25 protein-coding genes are annotated in these 20,977 nt (G+C 69.7%); 16 read left to right on the top strand and 9 right to left on the bottom strand.

Going from position 1 to position 20,977, the window contains the following annotated elements; genetic code table 11:
- Nucleotide 1 precedes the first annotated feature (1 nt).
- The 3 genes from EDD31_RS06135 to EDD31_RS06125 are packed head-to-tail and all read left to right on the top strand — an operon-like array spanning nt 2 to nt 6,119.
- Entirely contained in the window at nt 2–2,332 is a 2,331-nt protein-coding gene (locus EDD31_RS06135) for a glycosyl hydrolase family 95 catalytic domain-containing protein (protein ID WP_123303381.1), read from the top strand.
- A complete protein-coding gene (gene yicI, locus EDD31_RS06130; protein WP_123303380.1) occupies nt 2,329–4,689 on the top strand; it encodes an alpha-xylosidase in 2,361 nt (786 codons plus the stop codon). Before EDD31_RS06135 ends, yicI begins: the two co-directional genes overlap by 4 nt.
- 5 nt (nt 4,690–4,694) lie before the next feature.
- On the top strand, nt 4,695–6,119 hold the full coding sequence (locus EDD31_RS06125) for a GH1 family beta-glucosidase (RefSeq protein ID WP_123303379.1): 1,425 nt from the start codon (nt 4,695–4,697) through the stop codon (nt 6,117–6,119).
- A gap of 2 nt (nt 6,120–6,121) precedes the next feature.
- On the opposite strand, the gene EDD31_RS06120 is transcribed toward EDD31_RS06125, so the two are convergent.
- The gene (locus EDD31_RS06120; RefSeq protein WP_123303378.1) at nt 6,122–6,958 is read right to left on the bottom strand and encodes a hypothetical protein; all 837 of its coding nucleotides are present in this window, start codon (nt 6,956–6,958) and stop codon (nt 6,122–6,124) included.
- Between the two features lie 312 nt (nt 6,959–7,270).
- Between EDD31_RS06120 and EDD31_RS06115 the strand changes: the two genes are divergently transcribed.
- On the top strand, nt 7,271–7,801 hold the full coding sequence (locus EDD31_RS06115) for a low molecular weight protein-tyrosine-phosphatase (protein ID WP_123303377.1): 531 nt from the start codon (nt 7,271–7,273) through the stop codon (nt 7,799–7,801).
- On the opposite strand, the gene EDD31_RS06110 is transcribed toward EDD31_RS06115, so the two are convergent.
- Nucleotides 7,779–8,306, bottom strand: a complete 528-nt coding sequence (locus tag EDD31_RS06110) for a SprT-like domain-containing protein (protein WP_123303376.1) — start codon at nt 8,304–8,306, stop codon at nt 7,779–7,781. The two genes, EDD31_RS06115 and EDD31_RS06110, sit on opposite strands and share 23 nt — an antisense overlap.
- 115 nt (nt 8,307–8,421) lie before the next feature.
- On the opposite strand from EDD31_RS06110, the gene EDD31_RS06105 reads away from it, so the two are divergent.
- The 7 genes from EDD31_RS06105 (at nt 8,422) to EDD31_RS06075 (ending at nt 14,102) form a co-directional block, all read left to right on the top strand.
- Entirely contained in the window at nt 8,422–8,643 is a 222-nt protein-coding gene (locus tag EDD31_RS06105) for a ribbon-helix-helix domain-containing protein (RefSeq protein ID WP_123305203.1), read from the top strand.
- The gene (locus EDD31_RS06100) at nt 8,643–8,963 is read left to right on the top strand and encodes a type II toxin-antitoxin system PemK/MazF family toxin (RefSeq protein ID WP_123303375.1); all 321 of its coding nucleotides are present in this window, start codon (nt 8,643–8,645) and stop codon (nt 8,961–8,963) included. Before EDD31_RS06105 ends, EDD31_RS06100 begins: the two co-directional genes overlap by 1 nt.
- Nucleotides 8,964–9,016: 53 nt before the next feature.
- Nucleotides 9,017–10,378 (top strand): cryptochrome/photolyase family protein, encoded by a 1,362-nt coding sequence (locus EDD31_RS06095; RefSeq protein WP_123303374.1) that lies wholly within the window; start codon nt 9,017–9,019, stop codon nt 10,376–10,378.
- Between the two features lie 56 nt (nt 10,379–10,434).
- Complete coding sequence (locus EDD31_RS06090) at nt 10,435–11,025, top strand: P-loop NTPase family protein (protein WP_123303373.1); 591 nt, start codon at nt 10,435–10,437, stop codon at nt 11,023–11,025.
- 26 nt (nt 11,026–11,051) lie between these two features.
- Nucleotides 11,052–11,573, top strand: coding sequence for a glycosyl-4,4'-diaponeurosporenoate acyltransferase CrtO family protein (locus tag EDD31_RS06085; RefSeq protein WP_148058879.1), 522 nt, complete (start codon nt 11,052–11,054; stop codon nt 11,571–11,573).
- 106 nt (nt 11,574–11,679) lie between these two features.
- Nucleotides 11,680–13,767, top strand: coding sequence for a heavy metal translocating P-type ATPase (locus EDD31_RS06080; protein WP_425453693.1), 2,088 nt, complete (start codon nt 11,680–11,682; stop codon nt 13,765–13,767).
- Nucleotides 13,768–13,847: 80 nt separating this feature from the next.
- Nucleotides 13,848–14,102: a hypothetical protein gene (locus tag EDD31_RS06075; RefSeq protein ID WP_123303370.1), complete on the top strand. Its 255-nt coding sequence runs from the start codon at nt 13,848–13,850 to the stop codon at nt 14,100–14,102.
- 9 nt (nt 14,103–14,111) lie between these two features.
- Here EDD31_RS06075 and EDD31_RS06070 read toward each other — a convergent pair whose 3' ends face one another.
- The 4 genes from EDD31_RS06070 to EDD31_RS06055 all read right to left on the bottom strand — a co-directional run bounded on the left by EDD31_RS06070 (nt 14,112) and on the right by EDD31_RS06055 (nt 16,827).
- Nucleotides 14,112–14,627 carry a DUF2087 domain-containing protein gene (locus EDD31_RS06070; protein WP_123303369.1) on the bottom strand — a complete coding sequence of 172 codons (516 nt, stop codon included), beginning with the start codon at nt 14,625–14,627 and terminating at the stop codon, nt 14,112–14,114.
- A gap of 52 nt (nt 14,628–14,679) precedes the next feature.
- Nucleotides 14,680–15,309: a histidine phosphatase family protein gene (locus tag EDD31_RS06065; protein ID WP_123303368.1), complete on the bottom strand. Its 630-nt coding sequence runs from the start codon at nt 15,307–15,309 to the stop codon at nt 14,680–14,682.
- A 136-nt stretch (nt 15,310–15,445) separates the two neighbouring features.
- A complete protein-coding gene (locus EDD31_RS06060) occupies nt 15,446–16,243 on the bottom strand; it encodes a hypothetical protein (protein WP_123303367.1) in 798 nt (265 codons plus the stop codon).
- Nucleotides 16,240–16,827, bottom strand: coding sequence for an RNA polymerase sigma factor (locus EDD31_RS06055; protein ID WP_245990946.1), 588 nt, complete (start codon nt 16,825–16,827; stop codon nt 16,240–16,242). Before EDD31_RS06055 ends, EDD31_RS06060 begins: the two co-directional genes overlap by 4 nt.
- 59 nt (nt 16,828–16,886) lie before the next feature.
- Between EDD31_RS06055 and EDD31_RS14720 the strand changes: the two genes are divergently transcribed.
- Complete coding sequence (locus EDD31_RS14720; RefSeq protein ID WP_170163210.1) at nt 16,887–17,054, top strand: hypothetical protein; 168 nt, start codon at nt 16,887–16,889, stop codon at nt 17,052–17,054.
- Nucleotides 17,055–17,144: 90 nt separating this feature from the next.
- On the opposite strand, the gene EDD31_RS06050 is transcribed toward EDD31_RS14720, so the two are convergent.
- Nucleotides 17,145–17,435 (bottom strand): type II toxin-antitoxin system RelE/ParE family toxin, encoded by a 291-nt coding sequence (locus EDD31_RS06050; protein WP_123303366.1) that lies wholly within the window; start codon nt 17,433–17,435, stop codon nt 17,145–17,147.
- Entirely contained in the window at nt 17,432–17,665 is a 234-nt protein-coding gene (locus EDD31_RS06045; protein WP_123303365.1) for a type II toxin-antitoxin system ParD family antitoxin, read from the bottom strand. Before EDD31_RS06045 ends, EDD31_RS06050 begins: the two co-directional genes overlap by 4 nt.
- Before the next feature lie 121 nt (nt 17,666–17,786).
- Here EDD31_RS06045 and EDD31_RS06040 point away from each other — a divergent pair, with 121 nt between their 5' ends.
- From EDD31_RS06040 to EDD31_RS06030, 3 genes are all read left to right on the top strand, one after another.
- Nucleotides 17,787–18,356: a hypothetical protein gene (locus EDD31_RS06040; protein WP_123303364.1), complete on the top strand. Its 570-nt coding sequence runs from the start codon at nt 17,787–17,789 to the stop codon at nt 18,354–18,356.
- 72 nt (nt 18,357–18,428) lie between these two features.
- Nucleotides 18,429–18,845, top strand: a complete 417-nt coding sequence (locus EDD31_RS06035; protein WP_211336067.1) for a GNAT family acetyltransferase — start codon at nt 18,429–18,431, stop codon at nt 18,843–18,845.
- Between the two features lie 102 nt (nt 18,846–18,947).
- Nucleotides 18,948–19,580, top strand: coding sequence for a DEAD/DEAH box helicase family protein (locus EDD31_RS06030; protein ID WP_123305197.1), 633 nt, complete (start codon nt 18,948–18,950; stop codon nt 19,578–19,580).
- On the opposite strand, the gene EDD31_RS06025 is transcribed toward EDD31_RS06030, so the two are convergent.
- Entirely contained in the window at nt 19,540–20,118 is a 579-nt protein-coding gene (locus tag EDD31_RS06025; RefSeq protein ID WP_123303363.1) for a hypothetical protein, read from the bottom strand. The genes EDD31_RS06030 and EDD31_RS06025 overlap by 41 nt on opposite strands.
- Before the next feature lie 386 nt (nt 20,119–20,504).
- On the opposite strand from EDD31_RS06025, the gene EDD31_RS14715 reads away from it, so the two are divergent.
- Entirely contained in the window at nt 20,505–20,648 is a 144-nt protein-coding gene (locus tag EDD31_RS14715) for a hypothetical protein (protein WP_170163209.1), read from the top strand.
- Nucleotides 20,649–20,977: the final 329 nt, after the last annotated feature.

Genomic DNA, 20,977 nt, shown 5'->3' with positions numbered 1-20,977 from the left:
CATGGTTCGCACACTCACATGGACGCGCCCTGCGCGGAACTGGCTCGACGGCCTCCCCCTGGGCAATGGACGCACCGGCGCCATGGTGCTCGCTTCGGCCGGGGAGCTGCGGCTGCAGCTCAACGACGGCACCGCGTGGTCGGGCTCGCCGGCGAGCGAGCACCGCCGCGGGGTGATCACCGAGGCCGAGGCACAGTCGGCACGGGAGCAGGCCCGCGCCCTGCTGGCACGCGGGGAGCCCGCCGCTGCCGAGCGGGCCCTGCAGCCGCTGCAGAACCACTACTCCCAGGCCTACCTGCCCTTCGCTGATCTCCGGATCCGTCAGCGCGGTGCCGGAAGCGAGGTGCGCCGCTCCCTCGACCTGCACGAAGCGGTCCACACCGCACACCTGGGCGATGTGTGCCACGAGACCTTCATCAGCGCCGCCGAGCAGGTGCTGGTGCATCAGGTGCGTTCCGAGCGATCGGTGGATCTGGGCCTCGCGTTCAGCTCGCCATTGCACGTGAGCGAGAGCCGGGAGGATGCCGAGGAGCTGTGCCTGTTGCTCACCTTGCCTGCAGACGTCGCCCCCAGTCACGAACCGAATGAACCGCCGCTGCGCTGGCAGGCCGCAGGCGTCGACCCGCTCCAGGGCGCGGTGCTCGCCCGGATGCGGCATGACGGCGAGGCGCACCGTGGCGCAGACGGCGGCATCGAGCTGATCGGCGTCACCGAGGTGGACCTGGTGCTCGCCACCGAGACCACCTTCACCGCCCTGGGGCGCCCACCCGAGGGCACCGCTGAGCACGCGGCCACCCGGGCGAGGGCTCGCGTCACCGCCGCGCAGGCGCGCGGACCCGAGCAGATGCGCCGCGAGCACGTGCGCACTCAGCGCGCTCTCCATGGCGGCACCGAGCTGAGGCTCAGCGAGAGCGTGGAGCTGGTCGACCCCGACCGGCTCGAGGGCGCACCCCATCAGGATCCCGCGCTGGTCGAAGCGCTCTTCGACTACGGCCGCTACCTGCTGACCGCCTCTTCCCGGCCGGGCGGGCTGCCCGCCACGCTGCAGGGCCTGTGGAACGAGCAGATGCAGCCGCCGTGGTCGAGCGCCTACACGCTGAACATCAACGTCGAGATGAACTACTGGGCAGCCGGCCCCCTCGGTCTGCTGGAGACCGCCGAGCCGCTGCTGGCCCTCACCGAGGCTCTGGCCCGGAACGGGCAGGACACCGCACGCCGGCTCTACGGTGCCGGAGGGTGGACCGCCCACCACAACAGCGACGCCTGGGCCTTCACCTCACCCACCGGCGGGGATGCCTCCTGGTCCCACTGGCCGATGGGGGGCGCCTGGCTGACCTGCGAACTGGGCCGGCTGCTCGACTTCGGCGATCCGGGCCACCACTGGGCCGATCGGCTCTGGCCGCTGGCCACCGGCGCGGCGCGCTTCGTGCTCGATCTGCTCGAGGAACACGACGGGCACCTGGTGACCTTCCCCTCCACCTCCCCGGAGAACCGCTACCTCACCGTCGAGGGCCCTGCGGCCCTGACCGTGGGCAGCGCCATGGACCGCGCGCTGGCCACGGAGCTCTTCGAGCTCCTGGGCCGCCTGGCCGCACAGCTCGGCCACCAGGACGAGCCGCTGGTGGCCGAGGCCGCCCATGCCGCGGCGCGCATCCGGCCGCCGGTCGTGACCGCGGACGGCACCATTCAGGAATGGCACGAGGACCTCACGGCCGAGGACCGGCAGCACCGCCACCTCTCCCACCTCGCCTTCGTCTACCCCGGCGTGGATGCGCTGACAGACACCGGCCTGGCCGCGGCGGTGCGGGCCACGCTGGACGAGCGCGGCGATGACTCCACGGGCTGGTCGCTGGCCTGGAAGCTGGCGCTCCGTGCCCGGCTGGGCGACGGCGCGCGTTTCGGTGAGCTGCTGCGGTACCTCTTCCGGCCGGTCATCGAGAGCGCCCAGCACGCCGGCGGCCTGTACCCGAACCTCTTCGCGGCACACCCGCCCTTCCAGATCGACGCGAACCTCGGATTCCCCGCTGCCGTCTGCGAAGCGATGTTGCAGAGCCACCGCGGCGAGATCCACCTGCTCCCCGCCCTGCCGCCGGTGATGGCCACCGGCTCCGTCCGCGGCCTGGTGGCCCGGCCGGGCCTCAACGTCGACATCGACTGGCGCGACGGCGTCCCGGTGACGGTGCGGCTCACCACCCGCGAAACCCGGGCCGCCGGCCCCCACATCCTGCGATTCGGCCCCACCCGGCAGCGGGTGGAGGTGCCCGAGGCGGGCACGCTCACCCACCACTGGGAAGCGCCTGACGACACCGATACAGAACGGTTGACCACATGAAGTTCACTGACGGGTTCTGGCACACGCGGCCGGGCGTCGAGGCCCAGTACGCCGCGGAGGCCTACGACCTCACCCCCGAGCGCTCGGCGGCGGGGGAGCAGCTGGTGATCCACGCCCCCACCGCAGTGATCGCCTCCCGGGGAAACACCCTCAATCGCGCGCTGCTCACGGTCACGCTCTCCAGCCCTCTGGAGGGGATCGTGCGGGTGCGCGTCGAGCACCATCAGGGCGCCCGCACCAGCCCGGGCTTCGACTTGGTCGGGGCCGAGGAGGGCCACGGCCGCGTGCACGTGGACGACGAGGCCGGCGAGCTGGTCACCGGGGGGCTGCGGGCCCGCGTCACCCCGGGAGCGCCGTGGAACCTCACCTTCCTCGACGGTGAGCGGGAGCTCACCCGCTCGGGCCACAAGTCGATCGGCTACATGCGGCTCGGCCCGCAGGCCCCCGTCCCGGCCGAACCCACCGGCGTCTCCGGGGTGACCGAGAACGGCCTGGCGCCCGCCCGCACCTACCTGCACACCCAGCTCGGTCTCGACGTCGGGGAGCTGGTCTATGGCCTGGGCGAACGCTTCGGGCCGCTGGTCAAGAACGGCCAGAGCGTCGAGGTGTGGAACGCCGACGGCGGCACCTCCTCGGAGCAGGCCTACAAGAACGTGCCCTTCTACCTCACCAACCGCGGCTACGGCGTGCTGGTGAACCACCCCGAGCACGTCTCCTTCGAGGTGGGCTCCGAGGCCGTGGAGCAGGTCCAGTTCTCCGTGGCGGGCGAGGCCCTGGAGTACTTCGTCATCCAGGGCCCCACCCCGGCCGAGGTCCTGGAGCGCTACACCCGCCTGACCGGCCGGCCGGCGCGCGTGCCGGCCTGGTCCTACGGCCTATGGCTCTCCACCTCCTTCACCACCGACTACGACGAAGAGACCGTCAATCGCTTCATCGACGGCATGCTGGAGCGGGACATCCCCCTGGGGGTCTTCCACTTCGACTGCTTCTGGATGCGCGAGTTCGACTGGAGCAGTTTCGAGTGGGATCCACGCACCTTCCCCGATCCCGAAGGCATGCTGGCCCGGCTGCATGACAAGGGGCTGCACACCAGCGCCTGGGTCAACCCGTACATCGCGCAGCGCTCGCCGCTCTTCGCCGAGGCCGCCCAGGCCGGGTACCTGGTCAAGCGCGCCGACGGCTCGGTGTGGCAGTGGGACATGTGGCAGGCCGGCATGGGCTTGGTGGACTTCACCAACCCCGAGGCGACCGCCTGGTACCAGGGCAAGATCCGCACCCTGCTGCGCCAGGGCATCGACGCGGTCAAGACCGATTTCGGTGAGCGCGTGCCGCTGGACGTGGTCTGGCATGACGGCTCCGACCCGGCCGTCATGCACAACTGGTACGCCCAGCTCTACAACCAGGCCGTCTTCGAGGCCATCGAGGCCGAACGCGGCGCCGGTGAGGCGGTGCTCTTCGCGCGCGCCGCCACCAGCGGCGGGCAGCGGCTGCCGGTGCACTGGGGCGGGGACAACTCCTCCACCTTCATCTCCATGGCCGAATCGCTGCGCGGTGGGTTGTCGCTGTCACTGTCCGGCTTCGGCTTCTGGAGCCACGACATCGGCGGTTTCGAGGGCAGCCCCGATCCGGCCGTGTTCAAGCGGTGGGTGGCTTTCGGCCTGTTGTCCTCACACTCGCGGCTGCACGGCTCGAAGTCCTACCGGGTGCCGTGGAGCTTCGACCGCGGCGATGAGGCCCCCGGGCAGAGCGCAGTCGAGGTCACCCGACAGTTCACCCACCTCAAACGTGAACTGATGCCCTACCTCCACCAAGCCGGCCTGGCCGCTCACGAGCACGGGACACCGGTCATGCGGCCGATGGCGCTGGCCTTCCCGGGGGATCCGGCCACCGAGAACCTCGACCGCCAGTATCTGCTCGGACCGGACCTGCTGGTGGCCCCGGTCTTCTCCGCCGTCGGCGACGTCGAGTACTACCTGCCCCACGGGGGGTGGACCCACCTGCTCACCGGGGAGCGCGCCGAGGGCGGAGCGTGGCGCCGGGAGCGCCACGACTTCGACTCCCTGCCCCTCTGGGTGCGCGACGGCGCCGTGCTCGTCACCGCCCCCGGAGCCGAGTCCTTCGAGCACGACTACGCTGAGGGAGCGATGGTCACCGTCTACCCGGGCGAGGGGGACGGAGCAGCCCGGGTCACCCATCCGAGAACCGGTGAGGTCACGGTCTTCACGGTCAACCGCGAGAACGATGGCGTCCACGTGACCTCCAGCGGCGACCAGCCCTTCCGGGCACGTCTGGCAGGCGAGGAGCCTGTGGCCGCGCAGCATCGCACCGCCGTCCTGCATCCGAACACGAAGGAGTGAGAAGTATGAGTGAAGCGCATAAGTCCAGGGCTTTGCCCGCGGGGTTCGTCCTGGGTTCGGCCACGGCGTCGTACCAGATCGAGGGTGCGGCCACCGAGGGCGGGCGTGGCCCGTCGATCTGGGACACCTTCTCCCACACCCCGGGCAAGACTCTGGGTGGCGACACCGGTGACGTCGCCTGCAACCACTACCACCGGCTCGAGGAAGACCTCGACCTCATGGCCGAGCTGGGCCTGGACGCCTACCGCTTCTCCATCGCTTGGCCCCGCATCCAGCCCACCGGCACCGGCCCGGCGAACAAGAACGGTCTCGATTTCTACGACCGCCTCATCGACGGCCTGCTGGAGCGGAACATCTCGCCCGTGGCCACGCTCTACCACTGGGATCTGCCGCAGACCTTGGAGGACGCCGGCGGCTGGCCGGCGCGCTCGACCGCCGAGGCCTTCGGTGACTACGCCGAGATCCTCGGCAAGCACTTCGGTGACCGCGTGGACACCTGGACCAGCCTGAACGAGCCGTGGTGCTCGGCCTACCTGGGTTACGCCTCCGGGGCGCACGCCCCCGGCCGCACCGAGCCGGCCGCCTCCCTGGCGGCCGTCCACCACCTCAACCTCGCCCACGGCCTGGCCCTGCAGGCCCTGCGCGCGACGTCGACCGGTGACCCGAAGTACTCCATCACCTTGAACCTGCACGTCTTCCGCGGCGAGGGCGAGAACAGCGCGGAGGCGGTGCGCAAGGTGGACGGCGTCGCCAACCGGGTGTTCCTGCAGCCCTTGCTGGACGGCAGCTACCCAGTGGACGTCATCGCCGACACTGCCACGTTGACCGACTGGTCCTTCGTGCAGCCCGGCGACGCGGAGATCATCAAGCAGCCCTTGGACGTGCTCGGCGTGAACTACTACTCCACGGCGAAGGTCGCCCACTGGGACGGCACCACGCCGCGCCAGATGAACGACGGGCACAAGGACGTCGGCCACAGCCCCTGGCCGGGCTGCCACGACGTCGAGTTCCTGCCCTCGGAGGGCCCGTACACCGAGATGGGCTGGAACATCGAGCCCGCGGGGTTGACCGAGCTGTTGCTGCGGCTGCACCGCGAGTACCCGGATGTGCCGCTGATGATCACCGAGAACGGCGCAGCCTTTGCCGACGAGGTGGTGAAGGACTCCGAGACTCCCACTGGCTACGCGGTGCACGACGAGAAGCGCATCGACTACGTCAACCGCCACATCCGCGCCGCGCTGGACGCCCGCGACCAGGGCGCCGACCTGCGCGGGTACTTCGTGTGGTCGCTGATGGACAACTTCGAGTGGGGTTACGGCTACTCCAAGCGCTTCGGCATCATCCGCGTGGACTACCCCACCGGTACGCGCATCCCCAAGGACAGCTACCACTGGTACCGCGAACTGACCCACACCCGCGAACTGGGCTGAGCTCAGAACTGCAGGCGTAGGGCGGTGATGTCGTCCGGGCCACCGAAGAGCGGCCAGGGAGAGCGTGAGCGCCAGAGCTCGGCGGTGCGGATCTGATCCGTCACCTCCGCCAAGGTGCGGCCGGCCTCGAGGGCGTCCTCGGGGCCGGCCAGCACGCCGAGTAGTTCCCACGCGCGGCTGAAACCGTCGGAACAGACCAGCATGGTCTCCACGTCCGCGGGATCGACGTGGACCACCACTGGCTCGTCGGCCGCGGCGGGCTCGTCGGCGAGCACCCAGTAGGAACCGGGGGTGTTGCGTTGTGCGCGGCGCCCGCCGGAACCCGTGGCGACGGCGCGGCGGGCCTGCTCGGGGCTCGCCCCGTCGAGCAGGGCCCGGTAGAAGATGCCGGTGGTGCGCGCCTCGGCGCCACTCACTCGATCGTCCAGGCAGGTCAGGAGTGAGCCATCGCGCCGGCGGACGTAGACGGCGGTGTCGGCCAGGCTTGCCAGTTCGATCCGTGTGCCTGCGGCCGCCCGGACGGCGCGGGCCACGCCCAGCGTGCAGGCCGGCGCGGCACCCGGAGCGCCGCCGGGGTTCTGCGCTACCGCCGCGCGCAGCAGGCCGGGGAGCTCGCGGTCGTTACCGGCCAGCACCGTGGCGACGACGTCCGCGGCGAAGCGCTGCACGGCCGGGCCGCCGGCCGGGTCCAGCGGGGTGACGCCGTCGGTGACCACGACACAGTCGGTGGCCACGCCGTATCGGTCCTGGTCCTTGGCTGCGGGGAGGTTCACGCCCTCAACGGTGGTGCGCCGTCCGGCGAAGGAGAGGTCCTGGTTCCAGCTGCGCGCCTGATTCACGATGCCGACGCTATCGGCACGCAGGCCATGCGGGCATGGAAGAGCCCGCGGGGTGCCGGTCTTGGCCGGCTTCCGTGGCGGACGGGTCCACGGCCCCGCGGGCTCCGGTGACCACCTGGTTCTCGCTCCCATCAGAAGAAGAACCGTGCGGTCCGTCCATTGACGGGCTAGCGGGTAGCCACCTCACGCGTCCGAAGAGAAATCACTTCTGGACCACCTCCCTTCCTGTGTGCTGCCACACTAAATCCGCTCTCGGGCCGCTGTCACGGTTTTTTCTGGGATGAATCGCGGCCCGCTCAGCCCGCTGGCAGCATGGGGTGCGTGTCTTCCTCTCCGGACCGCCCCTTCCGCATCCTGGTCGTGTGCACCGGGAACATCTGCCGCTCGCCGATGGGGCAGGTGGTGCTGGTGGAACGGCTGAAGGCCGCCGGGCTGGACGACGCAGTCGAGGTGGCCTCAGCCGGGATCAGCGACGAGGAACGCGGGAACCCCATCGACGACCGGGCCCAGCGCGTGCTGGCCGAGCACGGCTACCCGATTCCCGACCATGCCGCGCACCAGGTGGCCCCCCACGAGCTGGCCGAGTACGACCTTGCGCTCGCGATGACGCAGCAGCACGCCCGGGCCCTGCGGCGCCGCGCCGAGATCGATCAGGATGAGCGCAGCGCCGAGATCCGGCTCTGGCGCGAGGCGGACGCCGAGGCACAGTCGCTGAGCGGCGAGGAGCTGGACGTGCCCGACCCGTGGTACGGCACGCAGGCCGGCTTCTACGACACTCTCGCGGCCGTCGAGCGCGGAGCCGACGGTCTCCTCGAGGAGCTCAGCGCCCGCCTCTCGCGTTGATCCGGCGCCGAACCGAGCGACGGCGCGGGGCCGGGGTAACCACGATCGGCTCGACCGGGGTGCCGCGATAGGTCCAACTCAGCAGGTGGGCGGGGTTGAAGGCGCGGTCGCAACGCGTGCAGGACGCTGCGCGTGTGGGGCGGCGGTGGCGCTCGTAGGTGTGTCCGGCGGGGCAGGTGCCCTGCCAGGGCGCCGGGAGCTTCGGTGCCTCGATGTCGACGAGCCGCTCACCGGAACAGCCCAGCGTCTCGGCGGTGCGCTTCCAGACGACGTCGTGCCCGTGCTCGTGGCCCACCAGGGCGTGTGCGATCTCGTGCAGGATCGTGTCGCGGACGCGCGGCTCGTCGTAGAGCGCCATGAGGTGGCGGGAGACGGAGATGGTCTTCTTGTCGTAGCGGCACAACCCGGCGCGCCGCTTCGCGTGATCGAGGGCGAAGGCCCATCCGGCGGGCCCGTGCTCGGCGAGGAGCGCTTCGCCCAGACGGCGCACATCTGCCAGGTCCATGCCCCCAGCGTAGGTGCGAACGGCGACAGTGATGCGGTGAAGCCCGGTCTAGGCGCGGTGCGCATGCCACGGTGAGCCGAGACCTCGTGAATCCCAGATTGGTACCATCATGGTTGTGACCACCCAGATCGCCGTACGGCTTCCCGATGACCTGGTCGAGTACGTGGACGCACGCGTTGCCGCAGGAGAGGCCTCGCGTGCTGCTGTCGTCACCAAGGCTCTGCGCCGCTACCGGCGCCAGATACTTGCCGAGCAGGATGCCGAGATCTACCTGCGCGAGGGGGACTACCCGGATCTCGGCGCGCTGGCAGACCTTCCTGTACCCCCGCCCGACTGATGCGTGCCATCTGCCTCGCCGAACTCGACAAGACCCGGCCAGTAGTGGTGCTGACCCGCGACCGTGTGCTGCGGGCCATGACCAAGGTGACCGTCGCACCGATCATGAGCACCATCAAGGGCTTGAGCGTCGAGGTCCGGGTGGGGCGGGAGAACGGGCTCGATCACGAGTCCGTGATTTCCTGCGACAACATTGTGACGATTCCGGCGAGCAAGCTGGGCCGAACGGTCGGCTTTCTCCGTGAACCGCAGGAGTCTGCACTCGCCGAGGCGATCGTCAACGCCTTCGATCTGCGCATCGAAGACCTGCCCGTGGCGTAGCCAGGACTTGCGCTCCCCAGGTGCCTGCGAGACGCGGCGCATACAGTGGCCACATGCCCGCCCAGATTGTGTGGTTCCGGCGCGATCTGCGTGTGCGCGACCATCCCGCTCTCGCCGCCGCGGCTGCGGCGGGCGACGTCCTCCCGCTCTTCATCATCGACCCGGCCTTCGAGGGCGCGGGTGTGCCGCGCTCCCAGGCGCTGCGGCTGGCGCTGGAAGCGCTCCGCTCGGCCACCGACGGTGCGCTCGTCATCCGACGCGGCAGCCCGGAGCAGATCATCCCCGAGCTGGTGCGCGAGGTCGATGCGGGCGCGGTGCACATCTCGGGGGAGACCACTCCCGGCGGGCGGCGGCGCGATGCGCGGGTGGCGCGCGCCCTGGAAGAGTTCGACGTCCCGCTCGTGCCTACCGGCACCCCCTATGCCGTCTCGCCCGGCCGAGTGCGCAAGGGCGATGGCGATCCCTTCCGCGTCTTCACCCCGTTCTTCCGGGCCTGGCGGGAACACGGGTGGCGTGCGCCAGCGCAGATGCCCGAGCGCTGGCGCTGGGTACGGAGCATCGAGAGCGAGGACTTGCCGGAGGAGCGCGAGACCGACGCTCGCCTGGAGTGGGCGGCTGAGCCCCAGGCACTCAAGCGATGGCAGGAGTTCCTCGAGGAACCCATCAACGACTACGACGCGGCGCGCGACCGCCCCGACCTCGACGGCACCTCGCGCATGTCGATCGGGCTGAAGTTCGGCACAGTCCACCCGCGCACTCTGCTCGCCGATCTCGAGGACGCCGCCCCGCACCGCAGCCCCGCCGCCCGCCAGTCGTTCACCCGCTTCCAGGCCGAACTCGCGTGGCGGGAGTTCTATGCGGACGTGCTCTGGCACCATCCCGCCTCCGCGTGGCAGGACTACGGGGATCAGCTACGCGCGATGCCCTACGAGGAGCCGGGGGAGGAGTTCGACGCTTGGCGTGCGGGCCGCACCGGGTTCCCGATGGTGGATGCCGGCATGCGGCAGCTGCTCGGCGAGGGATGGATGCACAATCGCGTGCGGATGCTCACTGCGAGCTTCATGACCAAGGACCTGCACCTGTGGTGGCCGCACGGCGCCAAGCACTTCCTGCAGCATCTGGCCGATGGCGATCTGGCCTCCAACAACCACGGATGGCAATGGGTGGCGGGCACCGGCACGGATGCCTCGCCCTACTTCCGGGTGTTCAACCCGGTGCTGCAGGGCCAGAAGTTCGACCCGCGCGGTGACTACGTGCGGCGCTGGGTGCCCGAGCTCCGGCACCTCGCAGGCGCCGCCGTGCACGAACCCTGGAAGCACGAGGACGGCTACTCCCACGGCTACCCGCAGCGGATCGTGGATCACGCCGAGGAACGTCGCGAGGCGTTGAGCCGGCTCGAGGCCGCGAAGGCGTGAGCGCGCAGCGCCTTACCGAACCTGCCGAGTCTCGCGGCTAGAATCCCGCGGTGCGCATGCTCGGTCCCCACGATCCCCTCCCGCCCGCCGCCTCCCGCATCCTCATTGCCGGCACCTCCGGCTCCGGCAAGACCACGCTCGCCGGACGGCTGAGCGAGACGCTCGGCATCCCGCACCACGAGATGGACAATCTGCACTGGGGTGCCGGATGGACCACGCGGGAGAGCTTCCTCGAGGATGTCGCGGCGTTCGTGGCCACCGAGGCATGGGTGAGCGAGTTCCAGTACCGCGAGGTCCGCCCGCTCACCGCCGGCCGCGCCCAGGTGATGGTGTGGCTCGACTACCCGGTGCGCACGCGCATGTGGCGGGTGCTCCGTCGGACGCTGCGGCGCCGCTTCCGGCGTGAACCCATGTGGGATGTCGGCCTGCTCGAGCCGCCACTGTGGACGATCTTGAGGAATCCGGATCACATCGTGCGCTTCGCCTGGCGCACGCGGAAGAACTTCGACGGGCTCCCGGCGGCGCTGGCGGAGAAGTACCCGCATCTCACCCTGGTGCGGCTGCGCAGTCCCCGCGAGGCCCGGCAGTGGCTGGACGGCGTCGCGCTCGCGGCCTCACACGACCGGCCAGAAGGCGTCGGATCTTGAGCGATCGGGCGCGGTGGGGCACTACCTTGCTAGCCCCCCTCCTGATCACGGCGATGGCGGCTGGTGGCGTGGCTGCGGGATGGGTGGTCATCGGCCCCACCGGCCCGGTGTTCGCTGCCGTCACGCAGGGCTTCCTGCTGGCGTGGGCCGCGCTGGGCTTCCCACATCGGTGCGAGATCCCGGACTGGGGCTGGCTACGGGTGCGGCGCTGGGAGCCGCGGCTCTACGCGGGCGTAGGAGTGGAGCTGTTCGGCACGGTGCTCGACCTCATCGGCTGGAACCGGGTCGTCACCGCCGAGCGGGGGTTCGATGGCACCCGGCGAGGTCTGGGAATCCTGGATCAGCACACGCGGCGTTCGGAGATCGGCCACAGCGCCGGGATGGTGATCAGCGTGGGCTTGGCGATCGCCGCGATGGTCTGGGGTTCCTGGGTGGGCGCGCTGTGGCTGGTGGGCCTGGCGATGCCGGTGCATCTCTACCCGGCGTGGCTGCAGCGTCTGGTGCGCGCACGCATCCAGGCGCTCCAGCAGCGGATCGCCATGAGGTAGGTCGCGTCCGTCCTCCGTGGTGACGGGAATGGAATCGCTCTCGTCGTCGCTGTGGTGTGATGATACCCCTGCGGGGTATGCGACGGCGTCCGAAAGAGGGGTTCGCATGGGTACTGCACCGGATCAGCACGACGCGCACGAGACCGCCATGCCCACGCACGAGGGGCACGAGACGGCCATGGCTGCTCACGAGGGGCACGACAGGCATGCCGGGCATGGGGACCACGTGGGGATGTTCCGTCGGCTGTTCTGGATCATGTTCGTGCTGGCCGTCCCCACCGTGCTGACCAACGACATGTTCGCCGCGCTCCTCGGCTATACGGTGCCCGATCTGCCGGGGATCGCCTGGGTCTCCCCGGTGCTGGGCACGGTGATCTACCTGTGGGGCGGCCGACCCTTCCTGCGCGGTGCGGTCGGCGAGATCCGATCCCGCCAGCCGGGGATGATGCTGCTGATCGGGATGGCGATCAGCGTCGCCTTCGTCGCCTCCCTGGGGGCCACCGTGGGGGTCCTCTCCCATGAGCTCGACTTCTGGTGGGAGCTCGCGCTCCTCGTCGTCATCATGCTTCTCGGCCACTGGCTGGAGATGCGTGCCCTGGCCCAGACCTCGTCCGCGTTGGACTCCTTGTCGGCCCTGTTGCCCGATGAGGCCGAGCGGGTCGAGGGGGATCGGGTCGAGACGGTCCCAGCCGGTGATCTCCGCCTGGGTGACGTGGTCGTCGTCCGCCCGGGCGGACGGGTGCCGGCCGACGGCGAGGTCGTTGATGGTGGCGCTGACGTGGACGAATCGATGATCACCGGCGAGTCACAGCCGGTGGTGCGGACCGTGGGGGACCGCGTCGTCGCCGGCACGGTGGCCACGGACAACGCCCTGCGCGCGCGGGTGTCGGCCGTGGGCACCGACACCGCCCTGGCCGGAATCCAGCGCCTCGTCGCCGAGGCCCAGGCCTCCACCAGCCGCGCTCAGCTCCTGGCGGACCGGGCGGCGGGGTGGCTGTTCTGGTACGCGGTGATCGCCGCGACCATCACTGCCGCGGTGTGGCTGCTCGTCGGAGCTCCCGAGAGCGCACTGGTCCGCACCATCACCGTCCTGGTCATCGCCTGCCCCCACGCTCTCGGGCTCGCGATCCCGCTGGTGGTGTCCATCTCCACCGAGCGCGCGGCCCGAGGTGGGGTGCTGGTCAAGGACCGTGCCGCCCTGGAGCGCATGCGCGTGGTGGATACCGTGCTGTTCGACAAGACCGGCACCCTGACCACCGGCACGCCCACGTTGACCCAGGGCGCCGGTGCGGGACGCTGGGACGCCGATGAGGTGCTGCGTCTGGCCGCCTCGGCGGAGAGCGACAGTGAGCACCCGCTCGCGCGGGCGATCGTCGCTGCCGCCACGGACCGTGACCTGCGGATCTCGCCGGCCGAGAACTTCCGGGCCGTGCCGGCCCTGGGCGTGCGCGCGAGCGTCGAGGGCCGCGAGATCCAGGTGGGTGGGCCCGCACTGCTGTCCCAGCTCGGCGTCGAACCGCTGGCCGGGACCGCGCCCTGGGCGGAGGCGGGCGCCACGGTCCTGCACGTCATCGTTGACGGAGAGCTGGCCGGGGCGCTTGCCCTGTCCGACGAGATCCGCGAGGAGTCGCGGCAGGCGATCGAGGCCCTGCACCAGCTCGGCGTCCAGGTGGTGCTGATCAGTGGTGACGCGGAGCCCGTGGCGCGGACCGTGGCCACGAAGCTGAGCATCGACCAGGTGTTCGCCCAGGTCCGCCCGGAGGACAAGAGCGAGAAGGTGCTCCACTTGCAGCAGCAGGGTCGCACCGTGGCCATGGTCGGCGATGGAGTCAACGACGCTCCCGCGCTGGCCCAGGCTGATGTCGGGATCGCGATCGGCGCGGGCACCGATGTCGCCATCGCTTCCGCCGGGGTCATCCTGGCCTCGGACGATCCACGATCGGTCCTGTCGGTCATGAAGCTCTCGCGCGCCGGCTACCGGAAGATGAAGCAGAACCTGTGGTGGGCCGCCGGGTACAACATCGCCGCCGTCCCTCTCGCTGCGGGAGTCCTGGCGCCCATCGGCTTCGTGCTGCCGATGTCGGTCGGCGCGATCCTCATGTCCCTGTCGACGGTGGTGGTCGCCGTCAACGCCCAGGTGCTGCGCCGCCTGGACCTCAGAGCCGGGGCGGGGGGCGTCGACGGCGTGCGCTGACGGCGCCCGGCGTGCAGGCAGATCGTCATTCGTGGCACGGTGGAGGGCGAGGGCTTGCTGATTCACGAGGGGGTTATCGCATGAAGCAGTTCACGCTGAACCATGGCGGCACCGACCTGGTCGTCGAGGTCGATCAGGGGGCACTGTTCTGGTACCGGGTCCGCCTGGTTTCCGACGACGAGGTCGTGGACCAACGCAACCTGTTCTTCGGGAAGACCCGGCTGCGCTCGCCGCGCCCGCGCCCGGCGGTGGTCGAGGTCAAGGCAGGCATCTTCGGGGTGAAGAAGGCCTGGCTCCTCGAGGGCGATCGAAAGGTCCGCTTCATCAAAGGCTGAGGCGTTTCGTCAGTCGACCACGCGCGCGTACTCGGATCCGGATCGGGTGCGCTCCAGGATCTCCTCATCCACCATGGCGCGGCGTAGCCCCGCAGGGTCGTCGGTGAACCGGGTGAGCCGCTCCGTGATCTCGCGTTCGGGGATCACCTCGCCGACGTCCAGCACCCGGGAGGCCAGCAGGGCGAGCAGTGCGGTGCGTTCGGCCGCGTCGGCCGGGTAGCGGTCGATGCGGCCGTCCTGCCTGAGGAAACGCTCAACCCCGGTCGGCCGCTCGGGCAGAGGCGCACTCGCCAGCGCCTGCGCAAAGACCTCCGGATTGGTGACCGTATTGCCGCCCGCCTCGCGGACCAGGCCAGCCTTGCGCAGGGTGGTCAGGGCGCGCCGTTTGCGTGAAGCGCCCATCTCCGCGCCCGCTGTCTCCAGTGGTGCGCTGAGTTCGAGTTCGGCGAAGAGACGCCGCACGTGCGGGTTCGCGAGTGCGGCCACCACCGCCCGCCATTGCTGTGGGTCAGGCTGGTCACTCATCGCGCGATAGTAACCAGTGTTCGGACGGCCAGGTCGGTGCGGCTGTTCGTGGTCAGCGGTGCAAGTGCTCGACGTTGTTCAGCTCGCGGATGCTGTGATTGTGGAAGTAGTCGTCCCGGTGCAGCGTGGTGATGCCGCCCGAGGTCAAGCGGAAGGAGACACGTCCGGCGGCCTCCAGCGGCATCTCGATCCACGCGGCGAGCAGGTAGGTGGCGGCCATCCCGTGGGTGACCACCACGTGGTGCTCGGCCGGCGAGGCGAAGACCGCCTCGGCAGCGGCGTACACCCGTACTGCGAGATCCCACTTCGTTTCCGCCCCGGCAACCCCTTCGTGGTGGCGCATGCGCTCGCCCTCCGCGGGTGGTGGGATGAAGCGATCGTCCAGCCAGGCCTGGGGCCGCCCACCGGCCTCGCCGTAGGACTTCTCCCGGAGTCGCGGGTCAAGGACGACGTCGGTTCCCCAGCGCTCGGCGACGGCCTCGGCGGTGCGGCGGGTGCGCAGCAGGTCGGAGGAAGAGACCGTCACGGTGGCGTCTGCGGGAAGGCGGGCCGCCAAGGCCTCCGCGATGGCGCCTGCCTGGTGCCGGCCTCGCTCGGTGAGGTCGGAGTCGAATTGTCCGCCGACGAGTCCATCGACATGGTGCGTCGCTTCAGGGTGCGTCACGACGTACACGGTCTTCACAGCTGTGGTTCTCCTGCTCTGGTGGCTGTCTCCGGTCAACGCGCCAGCCTAGTGTGGGTGCGGAACCGACTGCGGGGGCTGCATGGCGTCGGCCTCCGGGTGCATCGCAGTGGCCGATCCGGGGATGTTTGGCGACTCAGCGGTCGTGCTCGAAGGCGGGCACGTTCTCCAGGACCGTGCCATCCGCCAAGTAGATGGTCAGCTCGAACTCTTCACTGGAGCCCGGCCACCAGGCACCGTAGTGGCCGGAGTCGACGGTCGCCGTGACGGAATCCGGAGCCTCTAGCTCAGCGGGAGCGTCCGACTCGAAAGCCGAACCGCTGGGGTGGATCTCCACGCCGATGACGTCGTCGCCGACCCGGCCCATGATGGTCGAGTAGGCGTCCTCGCTGCTCCCGGAACTGCCGGCCAGGTAGGTCTGCACCTCGTCAGCGCCGATATCAGCGCCATGCAGTCGAACATTCCCGGATGAGGCTGAGAAGAACTCGCCGTCCACGAGGAGGCAGTGCTGCAGACTGAGCTCGGTGAGGGCGACGACGAAGGTCACCCGGCCGCGTTCCTCCGCGATGATCGCGTCCCGATCCCAGATGCTGCTGGTGCTACGGGGGGAGCAGCGTTCGGAGACGTCGTCCAGGGCGCTGGGGGAGGCCTCCTGCGGTGTCGCGCTCCATGTGGCGAAGGCGTGCTGCGGTTCCCCGCCGAGCGGCAGGATCACGAGGGCGGCGGTGACCGCGGCCGCCGCGATCCCGACGGCCGCCCAGCGCCGGCGGCCACCGATCTGCGAGACGCCGCCGCCGGGGGTCTCGCCCTGCGGGGTCTCGAGGACTCGAGTGAGCACCGCTTGGGCCCCGGGATCGCGGCCGGCCTCGGGGCGGGGGGAGTGGGCAGGGTCCAGGACGCGCAGGGCGTGCAGGTCGCGGTCGTCGTGAGTCATCGGGACGCTCCTTCGGCAGGGCCGGAGTCTAGGTGCTGGCGGAGGCGCCGCCGCGCTCGGCTGAGCCGGACGCTGAAGGCGGAGTCGCTGATCTCCAGGGTGCGCGCCGCCTCGGCGGGAGTGAGGCCGTCCCAGGCCACGAGAGCCAGCGCTTCCTGATCGCGGGAGGACAGCCGCCGGAAGGCGCGCTCGAGATCGACCCGCTGCGCCACGGCGGTGGCGTCGTCCTCCGCCGGCTGGTCGGGCTGAGCTGCGATCCGCACGGCCACGGCGCGGGATCGGCGGCGCCCGCGGTGACTGTTGGCCAAGGTGTGGCGAGCGACGGCGAATAGCCAGGGGCGGACGTCGGCCGGGTCCGCGGGTAGCTCGTGCCAGCGCCGCCACGCCACGAGGAAGGTCTCGGCGACCACATCATCCACGGCGGCCGCAGCTGCGCGGCGCTCCGTGAAGCGCACGAGGTCGTCATAGACGGACTCAAAGAGGCGCCGGAACGCCTCGGCCGCGTCTCCCCCCTGGTCCGGCGCCACGCCCGCCATGATGGCATCGCACGGGGGCGAACTGGCGTCGGTGTTGATCTCCCGCATACCCGGTACATGTCCGGCAGGAGCCAGAGCCCTACAGTCAGGTTGCTGGTCGAGGGAGAGTGGCCGGGCTGTGGCGCGAAGAGGTGCTCACGCCGTGGGTGGTCGTCCTGGACGGCGTCAATCTGCTGGCAGCGCTCGGCGCCATCGCCGGCATCGCACTGCTCTCCGGCGCCCTCGGCTTTTACCTCGCGCGGAGGCTCGAACGGCCGCAGTGCCCCCGTTCCTGACCGGGGTGCGGGGTGGGCGCGCTGAGGTGCGACCACAGCACGCGATCAGCGATGTCGTGCGATGCGACGAAGCTGCGAAGGGGAGTCCGCTCAGAGGTGCCGGGTCGGGTCCATCCGTTGGTGCAGGATCCGGACCAGGTCGACACCCTCGGCGCTCTCGACGTAGAAGAGCAAGTGGCTGCCGATGCCGTAGCGACGGTACCCAGTGCGGATCTCGTCGCAGGCGCGCCCGCGGCGGGGATCGTCGGCCACGCGCTCGATGGCGGCTCTGATCTCGGCGATGTAGGTCTCCGCCTGAGGAATGCCCCAGCGCTCCTCGGTGAAGTCCCAGATCGAGGAGAGGTCGCGCTGAGCGGCCGGCGTGAGCCGGTACTGGTTCACGCCTTCTTCGCCGCGACGAAAGCGTCGAAGTCGAAGGGTTCAGGCGCGCCGCTGTCTTCACCCTCGACGAGGGCGCTGCGCAGCGAGGCCAGTCGCGTCTCCTCATCCTCGAGCAGCCGAAGGCCGGCGCGGACGACTTCGCTGGCAGACCGATAGCGGCCGGAGGAGACCTGCTGGGAGAGGAAGTCCAGGAAGTGCTCGTCCAGGCTGATCGACGTGTTCCGGGCCATGAGGAGAGAGTACCAACCGTTGGTAACTGGGTGGGGAAGGTGGGCCGAATGAGCTTGAAGCGGACTGTCGGACGCGCTCGGGCTGAGGGCTTGGGATCGACAGCGGAGCTAGGTTGACGGCATGGCCTACGACGCGCTGACCGAGAGCATCGCGCTCATCGAGTCTCGTGAGCTCACGCCGGTCGCTCGCTTGAGCCGGCGGCGCCGGCATGCCGCGCTCGCGGTCGACGTCGCCGGTGACATCGCGGTCACGCTGTTCGTGCGCAGAAGTGTGGGACTCAACGTCATCGAGACCCACACGCTCACGCACTATCGCGGCGAGTGGCACCTGCTCGGCGGTGGTGGCGGTCCCGAAGCGGATGATGCACTCGAGCACCGACCCGCCGAGCTCCCTGAGGAACTACTCGGAACACCCAGCGTCGATCCCCGAGTGCTCGCGCTGGAAGGCGGCGGTGGGACCCTGGATGGCTACGCCAGGAGCTTCCGACACCCCCTCGGGCGGTGGATCAACTACAGCACGATCCGGGTCAACGCCGAGGTCACCCGGGTCGCGGTGGGTGACCGGGAGATTCCCGTCCCGTGGCACGGGCGGGTGGTCGTGGCCTGGGTCGGGGGGCGCGCGCAGAAGGCGGTACTCCTCAACCACCATGGCAAGGCACTGGCACGCGCCGTGCTACCGGCCTCCCGGTGAGCACCTGGATCGAACCGTTGCACGGGGCGAGTGCCCCGGAGGCGCGAGCGGGCCCCTCCTACAGTGAGAAGCGTGCACATCACGCCTCTCGAGATCTCCGACTATGAGCCCGCGCTCGCACTCTGGGAAGCTGCCGGGCTGACCAGGCCCTGGAACGATGCTCGTGCTGACTTGAGCCGGGCCATGGCAGGCCCCGACTCCACTGTTCTGGGAGGTTACGACTCTGGAGGCAGCCTGATCGCCACCGCCATGGTGGGCCATGACGGTCACCGCGGGTGGGTGTATTACCTCGCGGTCACCCTGGAGCGTCGGGGAGAGGGGCATGCGCGGGAGATGATGCGGGCGTGCGAGGAATGGGTGCGTGATCGGCGCATCCCGAAGATCCAGCTGATGGTCCGCAATGACAACCTGGCGAGCATCGGATTCTACGAGGCCATCGGGTACGAGACATCTGACGTCGCAGTTCTCGGGCGCCGGCTCACTGACTGACGTTCGTGACACACGGGCTCGGACAACCCCATGCGCTTCGAGGAGGACAGCGCGGCTGAACCAGCCTGGAACGGGGCGTGGGTGTCGTGGCAGAGTCCCTGCATGCGCCTCCTCGTCCTCTTCGGTCCTCCCGCCGTCGGCAAGATGACCGTGGGGCGTGAGATCGCCGAACGGAGTGACTGCCGGCTGTTCCACAACCACACGTTGATCGAACCGCTCTTGGAGGTTTTCGAGTACGGAAGTCCTCCGTTCGAGCGGCTCATCAGCCAGTGGCGGACCCAGGTCGTGGAGGAGGCCGCCTCAGCTGAGGTGGATCTGCTGCTCACCTTCGTCTGGGGCTTGGAACAGCAGGACGACGCCGATGAGTTGGCCACGTACATACGCCCCTATGTCATCCGGGGCGCGGAGGTGGCGTTCGTGGAACTCGCTGCGGATCTGGAGACGCGCCTCGAGAGGAACCGGACAGAACTGCGCCTCGCGGAGAAGCGCTCCAAGCGGGACGTGACGTGGTCGGACGCCAACGTCCGCGACATGGAACGCTTCGTGATGAACACCGATGGTGGCGCTCACTCCGGCGGCTCCTTGCCGGGCGCGCGGCTGCTTGCCGAGCACCGGCACCTGCGTCTGGACAACAGCCAGCTCACCGCTGCCGAGGCAGCTGCGCAGATCCTGACGTGGTTGGACGGCGCGGGGGCTACGGCGGGAACAGGTCCCGGTACCACGGGTTCGACGTGAGGATCGCGCCCAGCGCGAGCGCCAAGAGAAGAGCCCATCCGCCGGTGAGCCGCCGGCTCCGCGGTGGCGACGGCTCGCTGCGCCCCCACGGGGTGGGTTCGAGCACGACGAAAACGAGCCAGGCGACCGGCACGATCACGCCGAGCCAGAACCATGCCCACCTGGTGGCCAGGCGCGGTTGCGGACCGGCGACGAGCAGCAGACATGCCGCCAGCGAGGCGATGACGGCGTAATTCAGCCGGAAGCCGCCATGGTCCGTGTCAATGTCTCGCTCGATCACCGGCACCCCGGCCCGTGAGGCCGCCTCAAGGATTCTCGTCCGGTGGTCAGCGTCGGCGAACCCGTCGGGCGCCTCCGGGGCATCGGAGATCGAGTCGGTGACTGGCATTCCCTCCGAGTTGTACGGATAGGACGAGTAGGCAGGCCGGCCCGGCCCCTCCCACTCGACCGGGAAGCTCCCTTCGCTGTCGGCCGATGGCCGTTCCATCGTGATCTGGGTGACCTCACCCGCCTCGAGTGCCCAGAGAAGATCCTCCACAGAGCGATATGTGGGGGTTTGGCTCAACTGCACCCACCCTGCGATCAGGCCGATCGCAATGAGGGCGCGGAGAATGAGATTGAAGGCTCCTGGAGGGGCGGTCTGCCGTGCGTCAGCAGAGCTCGGCGCCAACGGCGCTGGCTCGGTGTGCGCTAAGTGCCCCATGTGCCGACCCTAGTGACTCTCGGCGTGGGGGGATAGGGGGCGCATTCTCTGCGGCATGGGTGACAGGGAGATGGCGACGAAATTCGAGTAATGCTGTTCGCGGTGAAAAGCACAAGGCCGACGAGGACTGCCATGCCGAAGTATGAGGCGCCTTTCGTTGACTTTCTCCAGGACTCAGAGAGCCACTCACCGCACGAGCTAGCACGGCTAGTGTGGCCGTCATGCGTCTGCTCGGGCGATATGTCGCCGGCGCTCTTGCCGTCGTCGGAGCCGCCACGTGTGCGGGCTGCTCCACGCCCGCGTCCCTGGGTGAGGAGTATGCGTGGAACTCCATCAACCGTCTGCTCGCTCCGGCGGGTCTCTAAGTTCCCATCAGCGGCGTGTCGGACGTCCGGTCCGCGGCACCGACTATCGCCACACTGCGCGCTGAGTGGTTCCTCCGAACCACTCAGAATGTGGGTGCGCAATGGTGTGCTCAGCTGCACCAGGGCCGCACCCATGGTCCCTATGTCTTCGATGAGGTGGATGCTTGGCGACCGTACGGGTAGTGCCTCATAGGGGGATCGCTCTACAGTCCCGCCGTCCCGTAAGACGAACCCTCAACGGGTCGACCCGTGCCATCAAGCCGCTTCGGGCCACCACTCGCGCGCGCCGTCCCGTAAGACTCGTCCACGAAAGTGCCCGGTGAAGGCAC

The sequence above is a fragment of the Bogoriella caseilytica genome (genome assembly GCF_003752405.1).
Taxonomy (GTDB): Bacteria; Actinomycetota; Actinomycetes; order Actinomycetales; family Actinomycetaceae; genus Allobogoriella; species Allobogoriella caseilytica.
The sequence above is the reverse complement of the archived record's forward strand: the minus strand, read 5'-3'. Positions and strand labels throughout refer to the sequence as shown.